Here is a 16,211-nt window from a genome sequence, read left to right as displayed (position 1 = left end):
AGGCCCATAAACAACGCGTTGTTTGCATGACTGCCGCCTTCGCCGAGCTGGTCGCCGCGAGCAATTACTCGTTCCTGCGCGGGGCATCGCACCCGGCGGATCTGGTCGCGCGCGCGATCGAACTGGGGCTTGCAGGCATCGGTATCGCCGACCGCAACACGGTGGCCGGCGTGGTCCGCGCGCATATCGCGCTGCGCGATGCGCACAAGGCCGCCGCCGAGATCGGCGTGCCCCCGCCCCCACTCCGGCTGGTGGTCGGCGCGCGACTGGTGTTCGCCGATGGAACGCCGGACATTATCGCCTATCCCGCGACGCGCCACGGCTGGGGGCGGCTGACCCGGCTGCTGACGATCGGCAACCTGCGCGCGACCAAGGGCGATTGCACGCTGCACCTGCCCGATCTGCTGGGTCACCTCGACGACCTGCTGCTGATCGTGATGGCCTCAGCCCATGATGCCCCCGTCCTGCAGACGCTCCACGCCGCCGCGCCGGATCGTGTCTGGATCGGCGTCACCATGCCGCGCAAGGGCGCCGACCGCCGCCACCTCGCCCGGATGATCCGCCTTGCCGAGGCCACCGGCGTGCCTTTGCTCGCCACCAACGACGCGCTTTACGCCGCGCCTGAGCAGCGTCCGCTGCACGATGTGCTGACCTGCATCGGCGCGGGCACCACGCTCGCCAACGCCGGTCGCGTGCTGGAGGGCAATGCCGAGCGCCATATCAAGCCACCCACCGAGATGGCCCGCCTGTTCGCCGACTGTCCGCAAGCGGTCAAACAGACCACCGCTCTCCTCGCCCGCATCACCTTCACCCTCGACGACCTGCGCTACCAATATCCGCTCGAACCCGTTCCCGAAGGCTGGGAGGCGCAGGCCTGGCTCGAGCATATGGTGACTGAGGCGGCGCGCGATCGGTACGGTAGGGAGCTGCCCCAAAAGGTCCGCAAGATGCTCGACGAGGAGTTCGCGCTCATCGCACAGCAGAAATACGCCTGCTATTTCCTCACCGTGCACGATCTGGTGCGCTTCGCCCGCACCCGCGATCCGCCGATATTGTGCCAGGGGCGCGGGTCTGCGGCCAACTCGATCGTCTGCTTCCTGCTCGGCGTCACCTCGGTCGATCCGGTGACGCACGACCTGCTGTTCTCGCGCTTCGTCTCCGAAGAGCGCGCCGAGCCGCCCGATATCGATGTCGATTTCGAGCACGAGCGGCGCGAAGAGGTGATGCAGTACATCTACCAGCGTTACGGCCGCCACCGCGCCGGGATCGCCGCGACCGTGATCCATTATCGCCCGCGCAGCGCGGTGCGCGAGGTCGGCAAGGTGCTGGGCTTTTCCGAGGATGTCACCGCGCGGCTGACCAGCACGATCTGGGGCAGCTTCTCGTCCTCGATGGCGGAAAAACGCTATGAAGAGGCCGGGTTCGAGCCCGACAATCCCGCGATCGTGCGGCTGCGCGATCTGGTCGACCAGATCCTGCACTTCCCCCGGCATCTGTCGCAGCATGTCGGCGGTTTCGTGCTCACCGAGGACCGGCTTGACGAGACCGTGCCGATCCACAACGCCGCGATGGAGGACCGCACCTTCATCGAGTGGGACAAGGACGATATCGATGCGCTCGGGCTGATGAAGGTCGATGTGCTGGCCTTGGGCATGCTCACCTGCATCCGCAAGGCGTTCGCGCTGATGCGCCAGCATGGCCTGGGCGAGCACGACCTCACCGTCGATCTCGAGGCAGACGACCCGGCGGTGTACGACATGCTGTGCCGCGGCGACAGCATCGGCGTGTTCCAGGTGGAAAGCCGCGCGCAGATGAACATGCTGCCGCGCCTGCGCCCCCGCACGCTCTACGACCTCACCGTGCAGGTCGCGATCGTGCGCCCCGGGCCGATCGAGGGCGACATGGTCCACCCCTATCTGCGCCGCCGTTCGGGCATCGATCCGGTCGAATACCCCTCGCCCGCGCCGCCGCACGACCCGGATGAATTGAAGACGCTGCTCGGCCAGACCTATGGCGTGCCGCTGTTTCAGGAACAGGCGATGAAGCTGGCGATCGTCGCGGCGGACTTTACCCCGGGCGAGGCCAACCATCTGCGCCGCGCGATGGCGACCTTCCGCAACGTGGGCACGATGCACAATTTCCGCGAGAAGCTGGTCAAGGGCATGACCGCGCGCGGCTATACCGCCGAGTTTGCCGAGCGCTGCTTCAAGCAGATCGAGGGTTTCGGCAGCTATGGTTTCCCCGAGAGCCACGCTTTGTCGTTCGCGCGGCTGGTCTATGTGTCGTCCTGGATCAAGTGCCACCAGCCTGCGGTCTTCGCCTGCGCTTTGCTCAATTCGCAGCCGATGGGGTTTTACGCGCCTGCGCAGATCGTGCGCGATGTGCGCGAGCATCAGGTCGAGGTGCGCCCGATCGATATCAACATGAGCGGCTGGGACAATGCGCTCGAGCGCGATGGCCACGGGCGGCTGGCGCTGCGGCTGGGCTATCGCCAGATGGATGGCTTCCGCATCGCCTGGGCCGAGGCTCTGGTCGCCGCGCGCGAGCAACAAGGCCGCTTCACCTCGGTCGAGATGCTCGCGCGCCGCGCCGACCTGCCGTCTGCCGCCTTGCGCCTGCTCGCCGATGCCGATGCGTTCGGATCGCTTGGGCTGTCGCGGCGGCAGGCGCTGTGGGAGGTGCGGCGTACGCCCTCGGGCGAACTGCCGCTGTTCGCTGCAGCGCGTGCGCGCGAGCCCCTCGTCAGTGAATTGGGCGACGAGCCCGACATGCAGCTGCCGATCATGCCCGCGTCCGAAGAGGTGGTGACCGATTACCAGACGCTGCGCTTGTCGCTGAAGGACCACCCGATGGCCTTCCTGCGCGCAGGCCTTCGCGAAGACGGCGTGCTGTCGTGCGAGGACACCAACAATTCCAAGGCGGGCAAGACCGTGCGCACCGCCGGCATCGTCCTCGTCCGCCAGCGCCCCGGCAAGGGCAACGCGATCTTCGTGACGATCGAGGACGAAACCGGCGTCACCAACATCGTGCTATGGGCCCGCCTGTTCGAACGCTACCGCCGCGCGGTGATGGCCTCACGGCTCATGCAGGTCGAAGGCGTCCTCCAACGCAGCCGCGAAGGCGTGGTCCACCTGATGGCCAACCGCGTGGTGGATCGGACGGACCTGCTCGCGACGCTGACGCAGGTGCGCGGCGATGGCGCGATCACGCCACCACTGGCGCGGGGGGATGAGGTGGCGCGGCCGGTGCCCTCACGCCATCCGCGGGATGCCAGGGTACTGCCGAAGTCGCGGGATTTTCATTGAGGGGGGGGCATATTGGCAGGTTCATAATTTGCGACGCTAAAGCTCGCAGTAAGACGATACATCCGACACGGCAGATTCAAACGCGTCTTGCGCATATCTCAATCGCCGGAATTCGGTAGAGCAATCATCAGTCCCCTTGCTCGACGACACGCAGGTCGAATAGCGACGTAGGTACGAACTTATATCGTCAAGTGCGGAGTTATATTCCTCAACAGAACTCTCACAATCATATCCGGCGGATGCAGCCGCAGGAATCGTAACGCCGACTGTAGCCAACAAAATCAGTGTTGTTTTGGTCATTCTGGCTCACTCTACCGGTTTGTAATTGGAGGCCCTACCTAGCTGCTCTCCCCAGCAGGATTTTTTTCGGTCCGCCTCTGACTCTTGCACCAATTCTTAAGTTTTTCGCTTCGCAACGCGCCGGGGAGTTGCTTCGAGCACATCATCGGGAATCTCTAATTTCCTCATGGGAGCGTCGATCAACCTAAGATCGCCATTCTTCCCGCCAAAGCTGAACCGCCAACATGCAGGCTCAGGATTTTCTTTCGCCCAACGAACCATAGTGGGCCACTGGTGTACAAGAACTGCTGCCTGCTCATGCCCGCGCAAATCACCCCACCCTTTACAAGGGAAGAAACACACAAACCCATTGTCAATAAATGCAACCGCTTCATGCGGTCTATAGGCTATTTTGCAATCTCCGGAAATAACAATCTTACCACCAAATGTTTTGTAGACATCCGCCCAGTGCTCATCTTTTGTTTTTGGAGGAACAAGATTACCTACGTGAAGAAACTCGAATCCGTTATGGCCGTAGAGTGTATTTAGAACCCCTACTAATCGCTCCGACAAGCAACTGTCCAAGGCCACACGCGTTCTTGTCACGGAGTGAGCGCCTGCTCCTCGTGCATCAATAGCTTTTCGAAGCCCACAGCCATTTGAACCTGATCCACTGGCACATTAAACCAATCAGCGACGGGATTGACTTCTTCGCCTTCTGCACGCCACGCGTCAAATAGGACGCTAGTTGGAACCCCGCTCGGCACAGTTGGTTGACCGTAGGCGACACGAGGGTCGATGACAACATGCGGGAAATCGATAACCCTAGGCCGCCATTCCGACGTCATTTCAGTTGTCGGGTCAAACGCCAAGCCTCGGGCGAGAGAACCTTCTATAAAGTCGTTAAATTCATAATTTCTATCGACCAGATTCCAAAGCTTCCGGTCCCTATGTTCCTTTGCTACCGGCTTTAGAACCTCCTCGACAACAACTTTACGTCGATCATCAGTCGGGATAAACAAGACACCTTGCTTTAGAAGGGGCTTATCCTCGTTGAATTTTTCTCTAGCAACTTCGATACAACGACGGAGCGTTTGAGGCTTCACGCCAATATCTCTAAAATGCTCTACGAACCGAACTTCCATTAGATCAAGGAAGCTCATTTCTTGGGCAATCCCTATCGGCTCGTAGTCACGCACGAGCAATGGCCCCACCTTTCGGCGAGGATAGCCGGAAAGCCACCCGCGAATGCGTTGAGCACTACCGACTTCAATCAGACGCGCTGCGTCTTGGACGGTGTAAAATCCGAGAGAGAGAGGGTTGAAGGGAGCGTTCATGACGGCGTCAACGAGTCCAGATAAGAGCAGGCCATGCCTACGGTGCCCTGCGTTGCCAACATGCTGCAGTCCTTAATTTCAGAACCAATTGCTTTGCAGTTGATATACCGAAATTTGCATTCTGCCAAACGCCGATATTGGCACTGCCGCGCGTGAGGCGTTGAAGGCCGCTTGAGCGCGCACCTTCCCCATTGACCTCGCCCCACCACCCCCTAACCTCTCCGACATAACCACAGGAGAGCCCGCCATGACCGCCACCGCCGACCCCAACGAACTCAAGGGCGAGGATTGGGCGGGCGAGATGGGGCGCAAGTGGCTTACCCATATCGACCTGTTCGAGGGCATGATCGCGCCCATCGGGGACGCGCTGCTCGCGCGCGCAGGCATTGCTCAGGGGGAGCGGGTGATTGATCTGGGCTGTGGCGGGGGGTTGACCTCGCTCGCCGCCGCGCGCGCGACCGGGCCGGAGGGTGCGGTGCTGGGGCTGGATATCTCGCCCGATCTGATCGACGAGGCGCGCCGCCGCGCTACGGATCATCCCAATGTCAGCTTCATCTGCGCCGATGCCGCCACCGTCGCGCTCGACGATGCGCCATATGACCGGCTGATCTCGCGCTTCGGGTCGATGTTCTTTGCCGATCCCTATGCCGCCTTCACCAACCTGCACGGCCTGATCAGGTCCGGCGGGCGGATCGACCTGGCCATCTGGGCGGCGCCGCGCGACAATCCGTGGATGATGGAGCTGATGGGCGTCGCACGGTCGCATATCGACATCCCCTCGCCCGATCCGCGCGCACCCGGCCCATTCGCCTTTGCCGATCTGGACTATGTCCGCGACATCCTGGCGCACGCCGGGTTTTCCGCGCCCGACATTGAGCCGTATCAGGGCGAGCAGGCGATCGGCGGCCCCGGTGCCACGCCGGACGAAGCAGCGGACTTTGCGCTGGCTTCGATGGCGATCGGCCGCGCGCTGGCTGAGGCAGGCGCAGACACGCTCGCCCGCGCCCACAGCGACCTCGTCAGCCTGTTCGGGCAGCGGCATGTGCCGGGCAAGGGCGTGATGATGGCCAACAAGGTGTGGCTGCTCAGCGCGCGGGCCTGAAGCCGCGCACGCGCCTCACTCCTGCACGTTCGCCACGTTGTACTTGAACACCTCGTCCTGCGTCAGGCACCGGCGGGTGGACTGGTCGCCGCCTCCGCCGCTCGCCACCGCCTTCTGCTTGTACATGATGTCGGTGAGCAGCTTGCGCGAGACGCCCATACGGATGAGGAAGTCGTTGTCCTCGCTGGCGAGCAATGCGCTTTCCTGTTCGATATCGCCGATCAGCTCGACCGTGGTCTCGGTGCCCAGCGCCACCGATTGATCGATCGCATCGCGGTCGCCCGTCATCGTGAACATGTGCACCATGAAGTTGCCGCCGGGCTCCACCACGCGCAGCTGGCCGCCCATGAACACGAAATTGCACGCGCTAAAGCACGTCCAGCCCGCCGGAATGCGCGTCACCAGCCCCGGCGCGCCGCGGATCAGGCGGCCTGCCGCATTGCCAGCGCGCGCGTTGCCGCCGGGCGAACGCAGCCAGATCTCGGCAATATCGGGATTGTCGGCGAGCGCCTTTTTCAGCCGGTCGGGCAGCGTCTGGTCGATCGGCCCTTCGGCGAGCAGCACCTGCGCCCCGCCCTTCTTGACGACCTTGAGCGCCATGATCTTGTTCGCTGACCAGTCGGGCGACTGCGGGCAGCTGGGGTTGGCCGGGTCCATCTTCACCGGCGACTGGCCGCACAGCAGCGCCGCTGCCACAACGCTCAAGCCTATCCGGTGCAGGACTCGCACGCTGTCAGGCCTGCGCGATTTCATAGCGCGCCGCACCCGGCTTCTTGCACATGCGCTTCGATACCGTGGTCTCCTCGCCCTCGACGATGATGACATCGTTGACGTTCATGCAGGTCGAGCCATCGGCCAGCTGGGTCTTGCCCAGCACGGTAGAGGTGCCCGATACGTTCTGGCGGGTATCGCTGGTCCAGGTAGAGGTGCTGCCCACCTCTTCGCCGCGCGTTGCCTCCAGCGTCGCGTCGGCCGCCTGTTTCTGCTCCTCGGGCTCCAGCTTGCAGGCGATGGCATCGGTCAGAAGCCCGGCGACTTCGGGCGTCGGCAGAAAGCTGGGCAGCCCTGCCCGGCTTGCCAGCCCGCCCAGGACGCCGCCCAGCACCGAACGCCCCACCGCCTTGCCTGCGCTGTCGTCACAGCCCGTCGCGGTCTTGCCGCTTGCCCTGGGCTTGGATCGCAAAAGACCGCCAAACTGCGCCTGCGCCGGCACGGGAAGCGCCAGCGCGATGATCGCAGCGAAACCTGCTGCCCGAACTGCAGAGTTCAAGATTGTTCTACCCATCGCCAAGCCTCTCCATACAGGAACCGCTCACGACCCTGTTACATGCTACCGTAGCCGACTTGACCGGTCAAACCATGACCCGCATCACACCCGTTGCCAGCCGTCGGAACATCGGCCGTTCCTGCTCGCAACGATAGGATATTACCGGCAATTGACCACCAATGTGTCTGTATTTGCAGTTAATTAACCAAAAGCATGCACAAGGCGCCATGCTCGCCCGCCTGTCATCCTGGTCTCGCACGTTATCGGTCAGCACGCGCACCGCACTGAGCCTCGCTGCCGGATTTACGCTTGTGATCGCTGCAACGGCACTGATCGCATTCGAGCAGGAACATGCCATAGCCATCGACGAATCGCTCGCGCGGCTGGACCAGCGCAATGCGAAGGTCGTGGAAGAGCTCGCCGACCAGTTTGACCGGATCGCCAAGACCCAGACCCAGGCGATCGCACTGTTCCGGACAGAGCGGGCAGCGCTGTCGACGGCGCAGGCCCGCCGCGAATTCGATCTGCTGTATCCGCGCTATCGCGACGGCACACGGCGCAGCACCGATGCGATGTTTGAAGGCGGGCCATCGGCGATCGGCATGACGCAGGGCATGGCTGGGTTCATTCCCGCAGCGATCGAACGCGATGACGAGGCGGTGCGCGATCTCGTCGCTGCCACTCATGCCGTTCGCAGGCTGGGCGAAGGCAGCCGCTTCGAACTGGAAAGCCTGTATTATTTCACGCCCCGCAACGGCATCGTGATCTTCGCGCCCGACAGGGCCGACCGGCTGGAATACTATCGCAAGACGGCGCCTGCGAATTTCGATTTCCAGGACCGCGAATTTGCCACCATCTCGACGCTGCCCGCCAACCCTGCGCGCAAGATGATGTGCACCGGGCTGCAATCGCTGATTTCGCTTGCGGATCAGGAGGTTTGGACAACCGGGTGCATGACCCCCGTCGATCGCGACGGGATGCATGCAGGCACCTTTGGCACCTCGATACCGCTTGACCAGATTGCACCAGCAGGCCGCTTTGCCGGACCCGTCGATGAAAACGTCATCCTCATCTCGCGCGAGGGCCGGCTGATCTATCACCCCAGCTACACGCTGCAGCACAGCCAGGAAACCGCTGGCTATCTGGATATCACCACCAGCGACACGCCCGAGCTGGCCGCCTTGTGGAAGCTGGTCAGCAAACACGGCAAGACAGGCTACACCGGCGAGGCAACCGCGCTGGAAGCGTTTGTATCGCTGCGCCCGATCCCCGGAGCAGGCTGGTATGCGCTGACGGTCAAGCCGCAACAGTTGATCCTTGAAGAAGCACTGCGACCGATCCCGCGGATTGCCGCGATGGCGGTCATTGCGCTGTCGATCTGCCTGCTGATCGTGACCCTGGTGCTTCGCCAGCTGGTGGCCAAGCCCCTGCGCCGCCTGTCACGCGATGCCAATCGCATCACCCGTGGCCTGGCGGCTGAATCGATGCTGGAACTGCCCCAGGGCCCGCGCAGGGGCAATGAGGTCAGCGAACTGGTTGGCCGCTTCGAGACCATGGCCTGCGCCATTCGGCAATCGCACTCCCAGCTGGAAGAACGGGTCGCAGAACGCACCCGCGCGCTCAACGATGCCAATGAAAAACTGAGGCTGTTGTCAGAGCTGGACGGCCTTACCGGCGTCGCCAACCGGCGCAAGATTCTGGCTGAACTGGAAGGCCGCATCGAACGGATGAGCCCGGCAAGTGCGCTGGCGGTACTGATCCTCGATATCGACAGTTTCAAATCGATCAACGACCGTTATGGCCATGTCGCAGGTGACGATGCGCTGCGCGCCCTTGCCATTCGCGTACAGGCGCTTTTGCGACCCGGTGACGCGCTGGGCCGGATGGGGGGCGAGGAGTTCATGATCGTCCTCGATCGCGCCCGCCCCGCAGTCGCCGATGCCATTGCCGAACGGGTTCGCGCAGCGATTGCGCAGCAGCCTTTCCATGTGCACGGCAATCTGGCGCTGGATATCACCGCCAGCCTGGGCGTGGCGGGATGGCGGCCGGGTGATACCGCAAAGGCACTGTACGCGCGGGCAGACCAGGCCTTGTACCAGGCCAAGGCGGCCGGGCGTAACTGCGCCATTAGCTCCTACGATCATTCCGCAGGCAAACGCAGCGCCGCCTGATGCTAATTGAAGCTGCCTGGGGGCAAAGCCGCCTGGGATGTTGGTGCGGGCGGGGGGACTCGAACCCCCACGGGCAAAGCCCGACGGATTTTCTTACCCGCTACGGCTTTCGCCGCCGCTCCGTCCGAAGCGTTCGGGGTCTGGACTATCCCTTCACCCTGCCCTGCATCACGCAGGGTTTAGGTGCTGCCCGTCTAGTCTCTACACCTTCCCGGCTGTTCGACCGGGCTTGGCTCGGGATTGCCATCTGACAGGGTTCCCCGAATTTGAGCAGTTCTACAGCGCAGATTTCTCCGCGTGCACTCAGTTTGTCTTCAAGTCCGTTGCGTCTACCATTCCGCCACGCCCGCACGAACGGCTGCGTCTATAGTCCGGGAACGAATTGCGCGGCAAGCCCGATCGCGACTGCGGCGCATTTGGACGCTTTCGGTCGCGTCAGTCCGTATTGAGCCTGGCGCGCATTTCCTTGCCTGGCTTGAAATAGGGCACGCGCTTGGCGGGCACGTCCACCGCTTCCCCGGTGCGCGGGTTGCGGCCCTTGCGCGGCTCGCGCGCGCGAGTGGAAAATGCGCCAAACCCGCGCAATTCGACGCGTCCACCTTCCGACAGGCGCTGGATGATATTCTGGAAGAAAATGTCGAGGATCTTTTCGATTTCTTCAGGCCGCAGCTCCGGATTTTCGTCCGCAAGATGTTCCAGAAGCTCCGATCGTATCATGGCCAATCTCCTGCAATCGATTACACGACGGGATGGGTACAACGAAGCACGCCCAGAAGCTCCGCCCGTTAATCAATTGACCAGCCCCCCGACAAGCCAATACGCCGTGCCGTCAAACGGTTGGCGCAGGTGCATGTGCCGGACGGCCGCGAACGGAAGTCCAACGGCTTTATGCTGTCAGAAATCGCGGCTCAGTTCAACGCCGTTCTTGGCAAAGGCCGCCCAGATGGGGCCGACAGATGTAAAAAGGGGCACCGGCTGCTCGCCGATGCCCCCTTTTGAAACAAGGTCCGCCCGGATGGGGCGAGCCGGGACTTGTGCTTAGTCCTCGCGCTGCTTGAGCGCGGCACCCAGGATGTCGCCCAGCGACGCACCCGAGTCGGACGAACCGTACTGAGCAACAGCCTGCTTTTCTTCAGCCAGCTGATGGGCCTTGACCGAGAAGGTCGGCTTGCGCGAGCGATCGAAACCGGTGACCATCGCATCGAGCTTCTGGCCAACCTGGAAGCGGTCGGGACGCTGTTCGTCGCGATCGCGGCCCAGATCGTTGCGCTTGATGAAGCCGGTGGCTCCGTCTTCGCCAACCTGGACTTCCAGACCACCGTCGCGCACTTCGAGCACGGTGACGGTGACGACTTCGTTCTTGCGCAGGTTCGAGCTGTCCGAACCGCCAACGGCAGGGGCACCCTTTTCCAGCTGCTTCATGCCGAGCGAGATACGCTCCTTTTCGACATCGACGTCCAGAACGATCGCCTTGACCTGCTCACCCTTGAGGTGGAGGTTGAGCGCGTCTTCACCCGAAATGCCCCAGGCGATGTCCGACATGTGAACCATGCCGTCGACGTCGCCATCCAGGCCGATGAACAGACCGAATTCGGTCGCGTTCTTGACTTCGCCTTCGACGACGCTGCCCACGGGGTGCTTGTCTGCAAAGGCGTCCCAGGGGTTCGACTGTGCCTGCTTGAGGCCCAGCGAAATGCGACGCTTTTCGGCATCGACTTCCAGAACGATGACATCGACTTCCTGGCTGGTCGAAACGATCTTGCCGGGGTGGACGTTCTTCTTGGTCCACGACATTTCCGAAACGTGCACCAAGCCTTCGATGCCGGGTTCCAGCTCGACGAACGCACCATATTCGGTGATGTTGGTGACAGCGCCGGTGAGCTTGGCACCCACGGGATACTTGACGCTGGCGCCTTCCCACGGATCGCTTTCGAGCTGCTTCATGCCCAGCGAGATACGCTGCGTTTCCGAGTTGATGCGGATGATCTGCACCTTGACGGTCTCACCGATGGTGATCGCTTCGCTGGGGTGGTTGATGCGCTTGTAGCTGATGTCGGTGACATGCAGCAGGCCATCGATGCCGCCCAGATCGACGAACGCACCGTAATCGGTGATGTTCTTGACGATACCGTCGATGATCTGACCTTCGGCCAGCGACTGGATGAGGCCGGTGCGCTGTTCTGCGCGGGTTTCTTCCAGAACGGCGCGACGCGAGACAACGATGTTGCCGCGACGACGGTCCATCTTGAGGATCTGGAACGGCTGCGGAATGTCCATCAGCGGGGTGACATCGCGCACGGGGCGGATATCGACCTGGCTGCCGGGAAGGAAGGCCACGGCGCCGTCGAGATCGACGGTGAAGCCGCCCTTGACGCGACCGAAGATCACGCCTTCGACGCGCTTGCCTTCGCCAAATTCGCTTTCCAGCTTGTCCCATGCGGCTTCGCGGCGTGCGCGGTCGCGCGACAGCATCGCTTCGCCATCGGCATTTTCGATGCGGTCGACATAGACTTCGACTTCGTCACCGACCTTCAGGCCGTGGTCCTGGCCGGGCGCTGCGAATTCACGCAGTGCCACGCGGCCTTCCGACTTCAGGCCAACGTCGATGACAGCCTTGTCGTTTTCAATTGCGGTAACCGTGCCCTTGACGACGCGGCCTTCGAATCCACCGTCGGTAGCAGCGCCGCCGCCCAGTGATTCGTCGAGAAGTGCTGCGAAATCATCGCGGCTGGGAAATGCCGTAGAGGCCATAAATCCTGTATTCCTTAAACTGTTTTGTCCGGCCAGCCGGTTGTCTCCGGCGGTCTTGGCCCAACCTGCCCCCCGAGCCGAATGCACCGGAAAGCGCCCGAAAAGCGTGCATTCTGACGGCGGCAGCTGGATATGGGAAAAGCGCAAACACTCGCGCGGGCCGTGATCGGCGCGGGCGATGTTCACGATGATCGACACATCTAAGACTTGAGCGATTGTTCGCCCTGCGTCCTGCCGTCCACCAGCTCTACGGCTCTTTGGACGGCCTGCCCTATAGTCAAATCACCGGTATCTAGCAAGAGCGCGTCGCGGTGCGGTCGGGGCAGTTCGAACTGGGCTGGGATGAAACCACCTGCGGGGTTTCGGCTTGCACAGCATCATCGGCCAGATCTTGGGGGCGGGCGTTGCGCTGGCTCCAGATCAGCACGCGAATGAGCAGCGGGCCGGGCCCCATGACGAGCTGCCACCATGCCGCGCCCGCCGAACGCTTCGGGCGCATGCGCGCTGGCCCAAGCGGCCCGGTCATGCCGCCTGCTCCTGGCAGGGTGACAGCCTGGCCGCATAATGGGCGAACAGATCTTCGAAATGTGCGGTCAAAGTGCGCGCCACCAGCGCCCGATCCCTCGCCGCTGCACGCAGCACGGCCTGATCGCGCGCCAGCATGCGGCGGATGGCGTCGGCTGCCGACCGGCGATTGCCCGACTGGTACAGCTCGCAATGATCGGCATGCGCCAGATCGCAGGCCGCGCCCTGATCGGGCAGAACCAGCGGCAGACCGGAGGCACGTGCTTCGGCAGCCACCAGCCCGAAGGTCTCGGCAGACGAACCGTGCAGCAGCAGGTCGCCGCTGGCGAGAATGCGCGCGAGCAAGCCGCGATCGCGCGTCGGGGCCATCGCGTAGATATGCGGATTGTGGCCGATATGGTCGAGCGTCTGGGCGCGCTGATGCCCGTCCCCGATCAGCACAAGGCCCAAAGGCACCTCTGCTGCGACATGGGTGCTGGCATCGATGATCAAGGGCAGCCGCTTTTCGGGCGTATGACGCCCAACCGCAATGGCCAGCGTGGCTGCAGGTGGAAGCCGGGTGAGCGCCAGCATCTCGGCGCGCAACGCTTCATCGCGCAGCAACGGCGAGAACACCCCGGCATCCACACCCATCGGGATCGTTATCGTGTTGCCGATCCCGCCTTGCGTCAGCCGGGCCGACAGACTGGGGGCGGCGCAGATGACCGTGTAAAAACTGCCGCACATCCGCTGCAGATAGCGCCAGAACCAGCCGATATGCCGGTCTATGGTGTCGCGCGGCGCCATCGCATCGAACCAGCGATAGGCCCAGGCAGACAGAGGGTCATGGTGCATGAACAAAGATCGCATCGCCGCGCCGCGCCAGGACGCCGCCACCCAGGCCCCGCGCCACGGCGAGGAGGCTTCGAGAACGTCGGGCTGCAACCGGTCGAGCAGCGCATGCACGGGAGCCTCGTGCCAGAACATGCCATAGCGCGGGTCGAACGGGAGCGGCGGCGATTTGAGCGTGATGATCTGCCCGCCGCCCGGCCAGTGCTCGATCCTGTCCTCCGGCCCCGGCGCGATGACCACGACCTGGTGGCCCATCTGCGCAGCGGCATTGAGCTTGGCGTGAATATAGGTGCGCACACCGCCACCCTGGGGGGCGTAGAACTCGCAGACGTCGACGATCCGCATCAGGAATTCCCGACCGGGCCAAAGCCCAGTCCCCGCCGGTAGTTCATCACGATCCGCGCCTCCTCGACCCCCGGGCCAACACGCAGCGCCACGCTGCTGGCCTTGGGCTTCGAGCGGGTCAGCTTGGGATTGCGCGAGAACCCGACACCATCGCCCAGAAAGCTGAACTTGCCGTCGCCATCACGGTCATGCAGCACCGACAACGCGTAGGTTCCCGCTTCTGGGACGCGGATGCACAGCACGCTGCTGCCTTTGCCAAACCCGGTATGATCGATCCTGCGAAAGGGCTTGCCGGAGGCAATCAGCACCTTGTCGGGCGCGAGGAAATCCGCGTCATTGGCGGGGTACAGTTCAAGCCGCAACGTGCCTTTGGCATCCTTGATCCCCGCTATGGTCACGCGCACCGCCGGCCCCGTTTCGCCGGGTCGGCAGGGGGCGCCCGCCTTGCCGCGCTCCGCCCTTGGCGGCACGGGAAAGCTGTTGCCCGCCACCATCGGCGCAAGGGCGAGCATGAACGCAACAGCGATGCCCCGGGTCATGCCGCTTCTCCCGGCTTGTCGTTGGAATCGAACAGCCCGGTGATCGCCAGCACCGTCGCAAGCAGGATATGCGTCACCAGCGTCAGCCCGGCCGTGAGCGCGATCAGCACCGCGATCTCGTCATCGGACCCGAACAGGAAAATCGCGATCCCGGTAAAAACAAGGTCCTTGGAAGGCAGCATCGGCAGCCGCATCACCACCAGCCGGAGCGCCGACAGCTCAAGCCACAGGCCGATCGGGCCGTCGGGCATGGCCAGATGCCACACCAGGGCCAGCAACGCCGTCGTCAGCGTGATGCGGACAAGATGCACCAGCGCCACCCAGACGAGCTGTCGCTGCGAAAGCGTGAACAGGCGGCCCCTGAAAAAGAAGGCAATCATCGTCAGCGCGAGGACCAGCGCGACCGACCCCCAGATGATGGAATCGAACCGACCGGGGAAGAGCCCTGCCATATAGGGCCATGCCAGCCAGAGCAGCGCCAGCGTCGCGAAGTTCGCCACCAGCGCCGAGAGGATGTTGACGTCCTTGATCGCTCCGAACGGGGCACTGGTGAGGCCGGCATGGCGGCGGGCCCAGAAATAGAAATAGACCTCGCCCGAATAGGACAGGAACAGCTCGTTGCCGATCCGCTTGCGCAGGATCGGCCCGAAGCCCTGGAGCGGTAGCCCCCATAGCCCACGAAAGATGATCAGGTCGGCCACCGGCAACGTGAAATACATCGCCAGAAACGCCAGCCAGAAGCCCGGGTGCTGGGTCTTCAAGCTGGTCAGCACCGACAGGTCGAGCGCGCTGATCTGTACTGCGACCAGTGCCAGCAGCGCCAGCGACACCGCGCGGGTGAACCAGCGCGCGCGCCACTGCCGGTCCGGATCAAGCCGCGGCAGGGCCAAGGCCGCTCCGTTGAGTCCCGGCAACGTCAGCTCTGCAGTGGGCGATGCCGGCCGGGTCATGCCGCGTTCCAGGGCTGGTCGCGCAGCACCGTGTCGCGCTGTCCGCGCATTTCGAGCCGCGGGGCCAGCCAGTCGTGAAAGAACGCATCGCGCGCCCGAAACCGCGACGTGTGATAGGCCAGCCGCTCGGTCAGCGTCCAACGGACCCGGCGCCGGTCGCCGCGCCTGGGCGATGGGCTGCACCAGAAGTCGCCCGACATCGCCTGGTCACCGAAATGCAGCACCCGGTTCATCAGTTCATGGTCCTTGAGGACATAGGGCCAGATCGCGGCGTCATAGCCCCCGGCGGCAAGCAACGCGGCGGTGCGAAAGGTCTGGCTGCCGCCATTGACATGGTTCTGCCGCGGCATCAGCCGCTGCGCGGCCAACCTGTGACCGGCAGCAAGCACATTGGCCAGCACCGACGACGCTTGGGTCCGCGGCCAGGCACAGGCGGCAACGATGTTGCGGTTCGGTCGGTCGAGCAGGCGCGTGGCAGACGCGAGATAATTGGCGGGATAAAGGGTATCTGCATCGCATATCGCAACGAATTCGGTGTCGATATGCCGCAGCCCGTGCGCCAGGGCATGCACCTGCCCCGGCCGCGTCTCGCTGAGGACTGTCGCCCCCGGCACTCCGCTCAACAGATCCTTGGCAAGCGTCAGCGTGAGGTCGGTCGACCCGTTGTCGACGACGACAATCCGGCACGGGACCGACTGCGCCAGAAGCGAGGCGAGCATCTCGGGCAGAAATGCCTGTTCATTGTAACATGCAACAAGTGCTGACCAACGCTGCATGCCACTCCCCGCGCATAGACTGTTGCAGGGGCG

General features: G+C 63.3%; 14 protein-coding genes. 3 read left to right on the top strand and 11 right to left on the bottom strand.

What is annotated here, in order from left to right; translation table 11 throughout:
• The first annotated feature begins 26 nt into the window (after nt 1–26).
• On the top strand, nt 27–3,305 hold the full coding sequence (locus D618_RS0101920; RefSeq protein ID WP_017669794.1) for an error-prone DNA polymerase: 3,279 nt from the start codon (nt 27–29) through the stop codon (nt 3,303–3,305).
• A gap of 396 nt (nt 3,306–3,701) precedes the next feature.
• Here D618_RS0101920 and D618_RS19615 read toward each other — a convergent pair whose 3' ends face one another.
• Together D618_RS19615 and D618_RS0101915 are read right to left on the bottom strand one after the other, a co-directional pair.
• Nucleotides 3,702–4,190 carry a hypothetical protein gene (locus tag D618_RS19615; RefSeq protein ID WP_152414492.1) on the bottom strand — a complete coding sequence of 163 codons (489 nt, stop codon included), beginning with the start codon at nt 4,188–4,190 and terminating at the stop codon, nt 3,702–3,704.
• Nucleotides 4,187–4,921, bottom strand: coding sequence for a hypothetical protein (locus tag D618_RS0101915; protein ID WP_017669793.1), 735 nt, complete (start codon nt 4,919–4,921; stop codon nt 4,187–4,189). Before D618_RS0101915 ends, D618_RS19615 begins: the two co-directional genes overlap by 4 nt.
• Before the next feature lie 247 nt (nt 4,922–5,168).
• On the opposite strand from D618_RS0101915, the gene D618_RS0101910 reads away from it, so the two are divergent.
• Nucleotides 5,169–6,023: a class I SAM-dependent methyltransferase gene (locus tag D618_RS0101910; RefSeq protein ID WP_017669792.1), complete on the top strand. Its 855-nt coding sequence runs from the start codon at nt 5,169–5,171 to the stop codon at nt 6,021–6,023.
• A gap of 15 nt (nt 6,024–6,038) precedes the next feature.
• Here D618_RS0101910 and D618_RS0101905 read toward each other — a convergent pair whose 3' ends face one another.
• Nucleotides 6,039–6,719 carry a hypothetical protein gene (locus D618_RS0101905; protein ID WP_238550570.1) on the bottom strand — a complete coding sequence of 227 codons (681 nt, stop codon included), beginning with the start codon at nt 6,717–6,719 and terminating at the stop codon, nt 6,039–6,041.
• A gap of 37 nt (nt 6,720–6,756) precedes the next feature.
• Nucleotides 6,757–7,308: a hypothetical protein gene (locus D618_RS0101900; RefSeq protein ID WP_152414491.1), complete on the bottom strand. Its 552-nt coding sequence runs from the start codon at nt 7,306–7,308 to the stop codon at nt 6,757–6,759.
• Between the two features lie 209 nt (nt 7,309–7,517).
• On the opposite strand from D618_RS0101900, the gene D618_RS18880 reads away from it, so the two are divergent.
• Nucleotides 7,518–9,461, top strand: coding sequence for a GGDEF domain-containing protein (locus D618_RS18880; RefSeq protein ID WP_017669789.1), 1,944 nt, complete (start codon nt 7,518–7,520; stop codon nt 9,459–9,461).
• A 435-nt stretch (nt 9,462–9,896) separates the two neighbouring features.
• On the opposite strand, the gene D618_RS0101890 is transcribed toward D618_RS18880, so the two are convergent.
• The 7 genes from D618_RS0101890 to D618_RS17425 form a co-directional block, all read right to left on the bottom strand.
• Nucleotides 9,897–10,178, bottom strand: coding sequence for an integration host factor subunit beta (locus D618_RS0101890; RefSeq protein ID WP_017669788.1), 282 nt, complete (start codon nt 10,176–10,178; stop codon nt 9,897–9,899).
• Nucleotides 10,179–10,499: 321 nt separating this feature from the next.
• Nucleotides 10,500–12,212 (bottom strand): 30S ribosomal protein S1, encoded by a 1,713-nt coding sequence (gene rpsA, locus D618_RS0101885; RefSeq protein ID WP_017669787.1) that lies wholly within the window; start codon nt 12,210–12,212, stop codon nt 10,500–10,502.
• 292 nt (nt 12,213–12,504) lie between these two features.
• Nucleotides 12,505–12,738 (bottom strand): hypothetical protein, encoded by a 234-nt coding sequence (locus tag D618_RS0101880; protein ID WP_026091178.1) that lies wholly within the window; start codon nt 12,736–12,738, stop codon nt 12,505–12,507.
• Entirely contained in the window at nt 12,735–13,913 is a 1,179-nt protein-coding gene (locus D618_RS0101875; RefSeq protein WP_017669785.1) for a glycosyltransferase, read from the bottom strand. Before D618_RS0101875 ends, D618_RS0101880 begins: the two co-directional genes overlap by 4 nt.
• The gene (locus tag D618_RS0101870; protein WP_017669784.1) at nt 13,913–14,452 is read right to left on the bottom strand and encodes a DUF2141 domain-containing protein; all 540 of its coding nucleotides are present in this window, start codon (nt 14,450–14,452) and stop codon (nt 13,913–13,915) included. The genes D618_RS0101875 and D618_RS0101870 overlap by 1 nt, the downstream gene beginning before the upstream one ends.
• Entirely contained in the window at nt 14,449–15,402 is a 954-nt protein-coding gene (locus D618_RS0101865; RefSeq protein WP_017669783.1) for a hypothetical protein, read from the bottom strand. The genes D618_RS0101870 and D618_RS0101865 overlap by 4 nt, the downstream gene beginning before the upstream one ends.
• Nucleotides 15,399–16,178 (bottom strand): glycosyltransferase family 2 protein, encoded by a 780-nt coding sequence (locus D618_RS17425; RefSeq protein WP_040370087.1) that lies wholly within the window; start codon nt 16,176–16,178, stop codon nt 15,399–15,401. Before D618_RS17425 ends, D618_RS0101865 begins: the two co-directional genes overlap by 4 nt.
• Nucleotides 16,179–16,211: the final 33 nt, after the last annotated feature.

The sequence above is a fragment of the Blastomonas sp. AAP53 genome (assembly GCF_000331245.1).
Lineage (GTDB): Bacteria > Pseudomonadota > Alphaproteobacteria > Sphingomonadales > Sphingomonadaceae > Blastomonas.
The sequence above is the reverse complement of the archived record's forward strand: the minus strand, read 5'-3'. Positions and strand labels throughout refer to the sequence as shown.

Bases quoted from the DNA above. Each gene is read 5' to 3' on its own strand.
- D618_RS0101920 (WP_017669794.1), top strand. From the start codon at position 27: ATGACTGCCGCCTTCGCCGAGCTGGTCGCCGCGAGCAATTACTCGTTC.
- D618_RS0101915 (WP_017669793.1), bottom strand. From the start codon at position 4,921: ATGAACGCTCCCTTCAACCCTCTCTCTCTCGGATTTTACACCGTCCAA.
- D618_RS0101910 (WP_017669792.1), top strand. From the start codon at position 5,169: ATGACCGCCACCGCCGACCCCAACGAACTCAAGGGCGAGGATTGGGCG.
- D618_RS0101900 (WP_152414491.1), bottom strand. From the start codon at position 7,308: ATGGGTAGAACAATCTTGAACTCTGCAGTTCGGGCAGCAGGTTTCGCT.
- D618_RS18880 (WP_017669789.1), top strand. From the start codon at position 7,518: ATGCTCGCCCGCCTGTCATCCTGGTCTCGCACGTTATCGGTCAGCACG.
- D618_RS0101890 (WP_017669788.1), bottom strand. From the start codon at position 10,178: ATGATACGATCGGAGCTTCTGGAACATCTTGCGGACGAAAATCCGGAG.
- rpsA (WP_017669787.1), bottom strand. From the start codon at position 12,212: ATGGCCTCTACGGCATTTCCCAGCCGCGATGATTTCGCAGCACTTCTC.
- D618_RS0101880 (WP_026091178.1), bottom strand. From the start codon at position 12,738: ATGACCGGGCCGCTTGGGCCAGCGCGCATGCGCCCGAAGCGTTCGGCG.
- D618_RS0101875 (WP_017669785.1), bottom strand. From the start codon at position 13,913: ATGCGGATCGTCGACGTCTGCGAGTTCTACGCCCCCCAGGGTGGCGGT.
- D618_RS0101870 (WP_017669784.1), bottom strand. From the start codon at position 14,452: ATGACCCGGGGCATCGCTGTTGCGTTCATGCTCGCCCTTGCGCCGATG.
- D618_RS0101865 (WP_017669783.1), bottom strand. From the start codon at position 15,402: ATGACCCGGCCGGCATCGCCCACTGCAGAGCTGACGTTGCCGGGACTC.
- D618_RS17425 (WP_040370087.1), bottom strand. From the start codon at position 16,178: ATGCAGCGTTGGTCAGCACTTGTTGCATGTTACAATGAACAGGCATTT.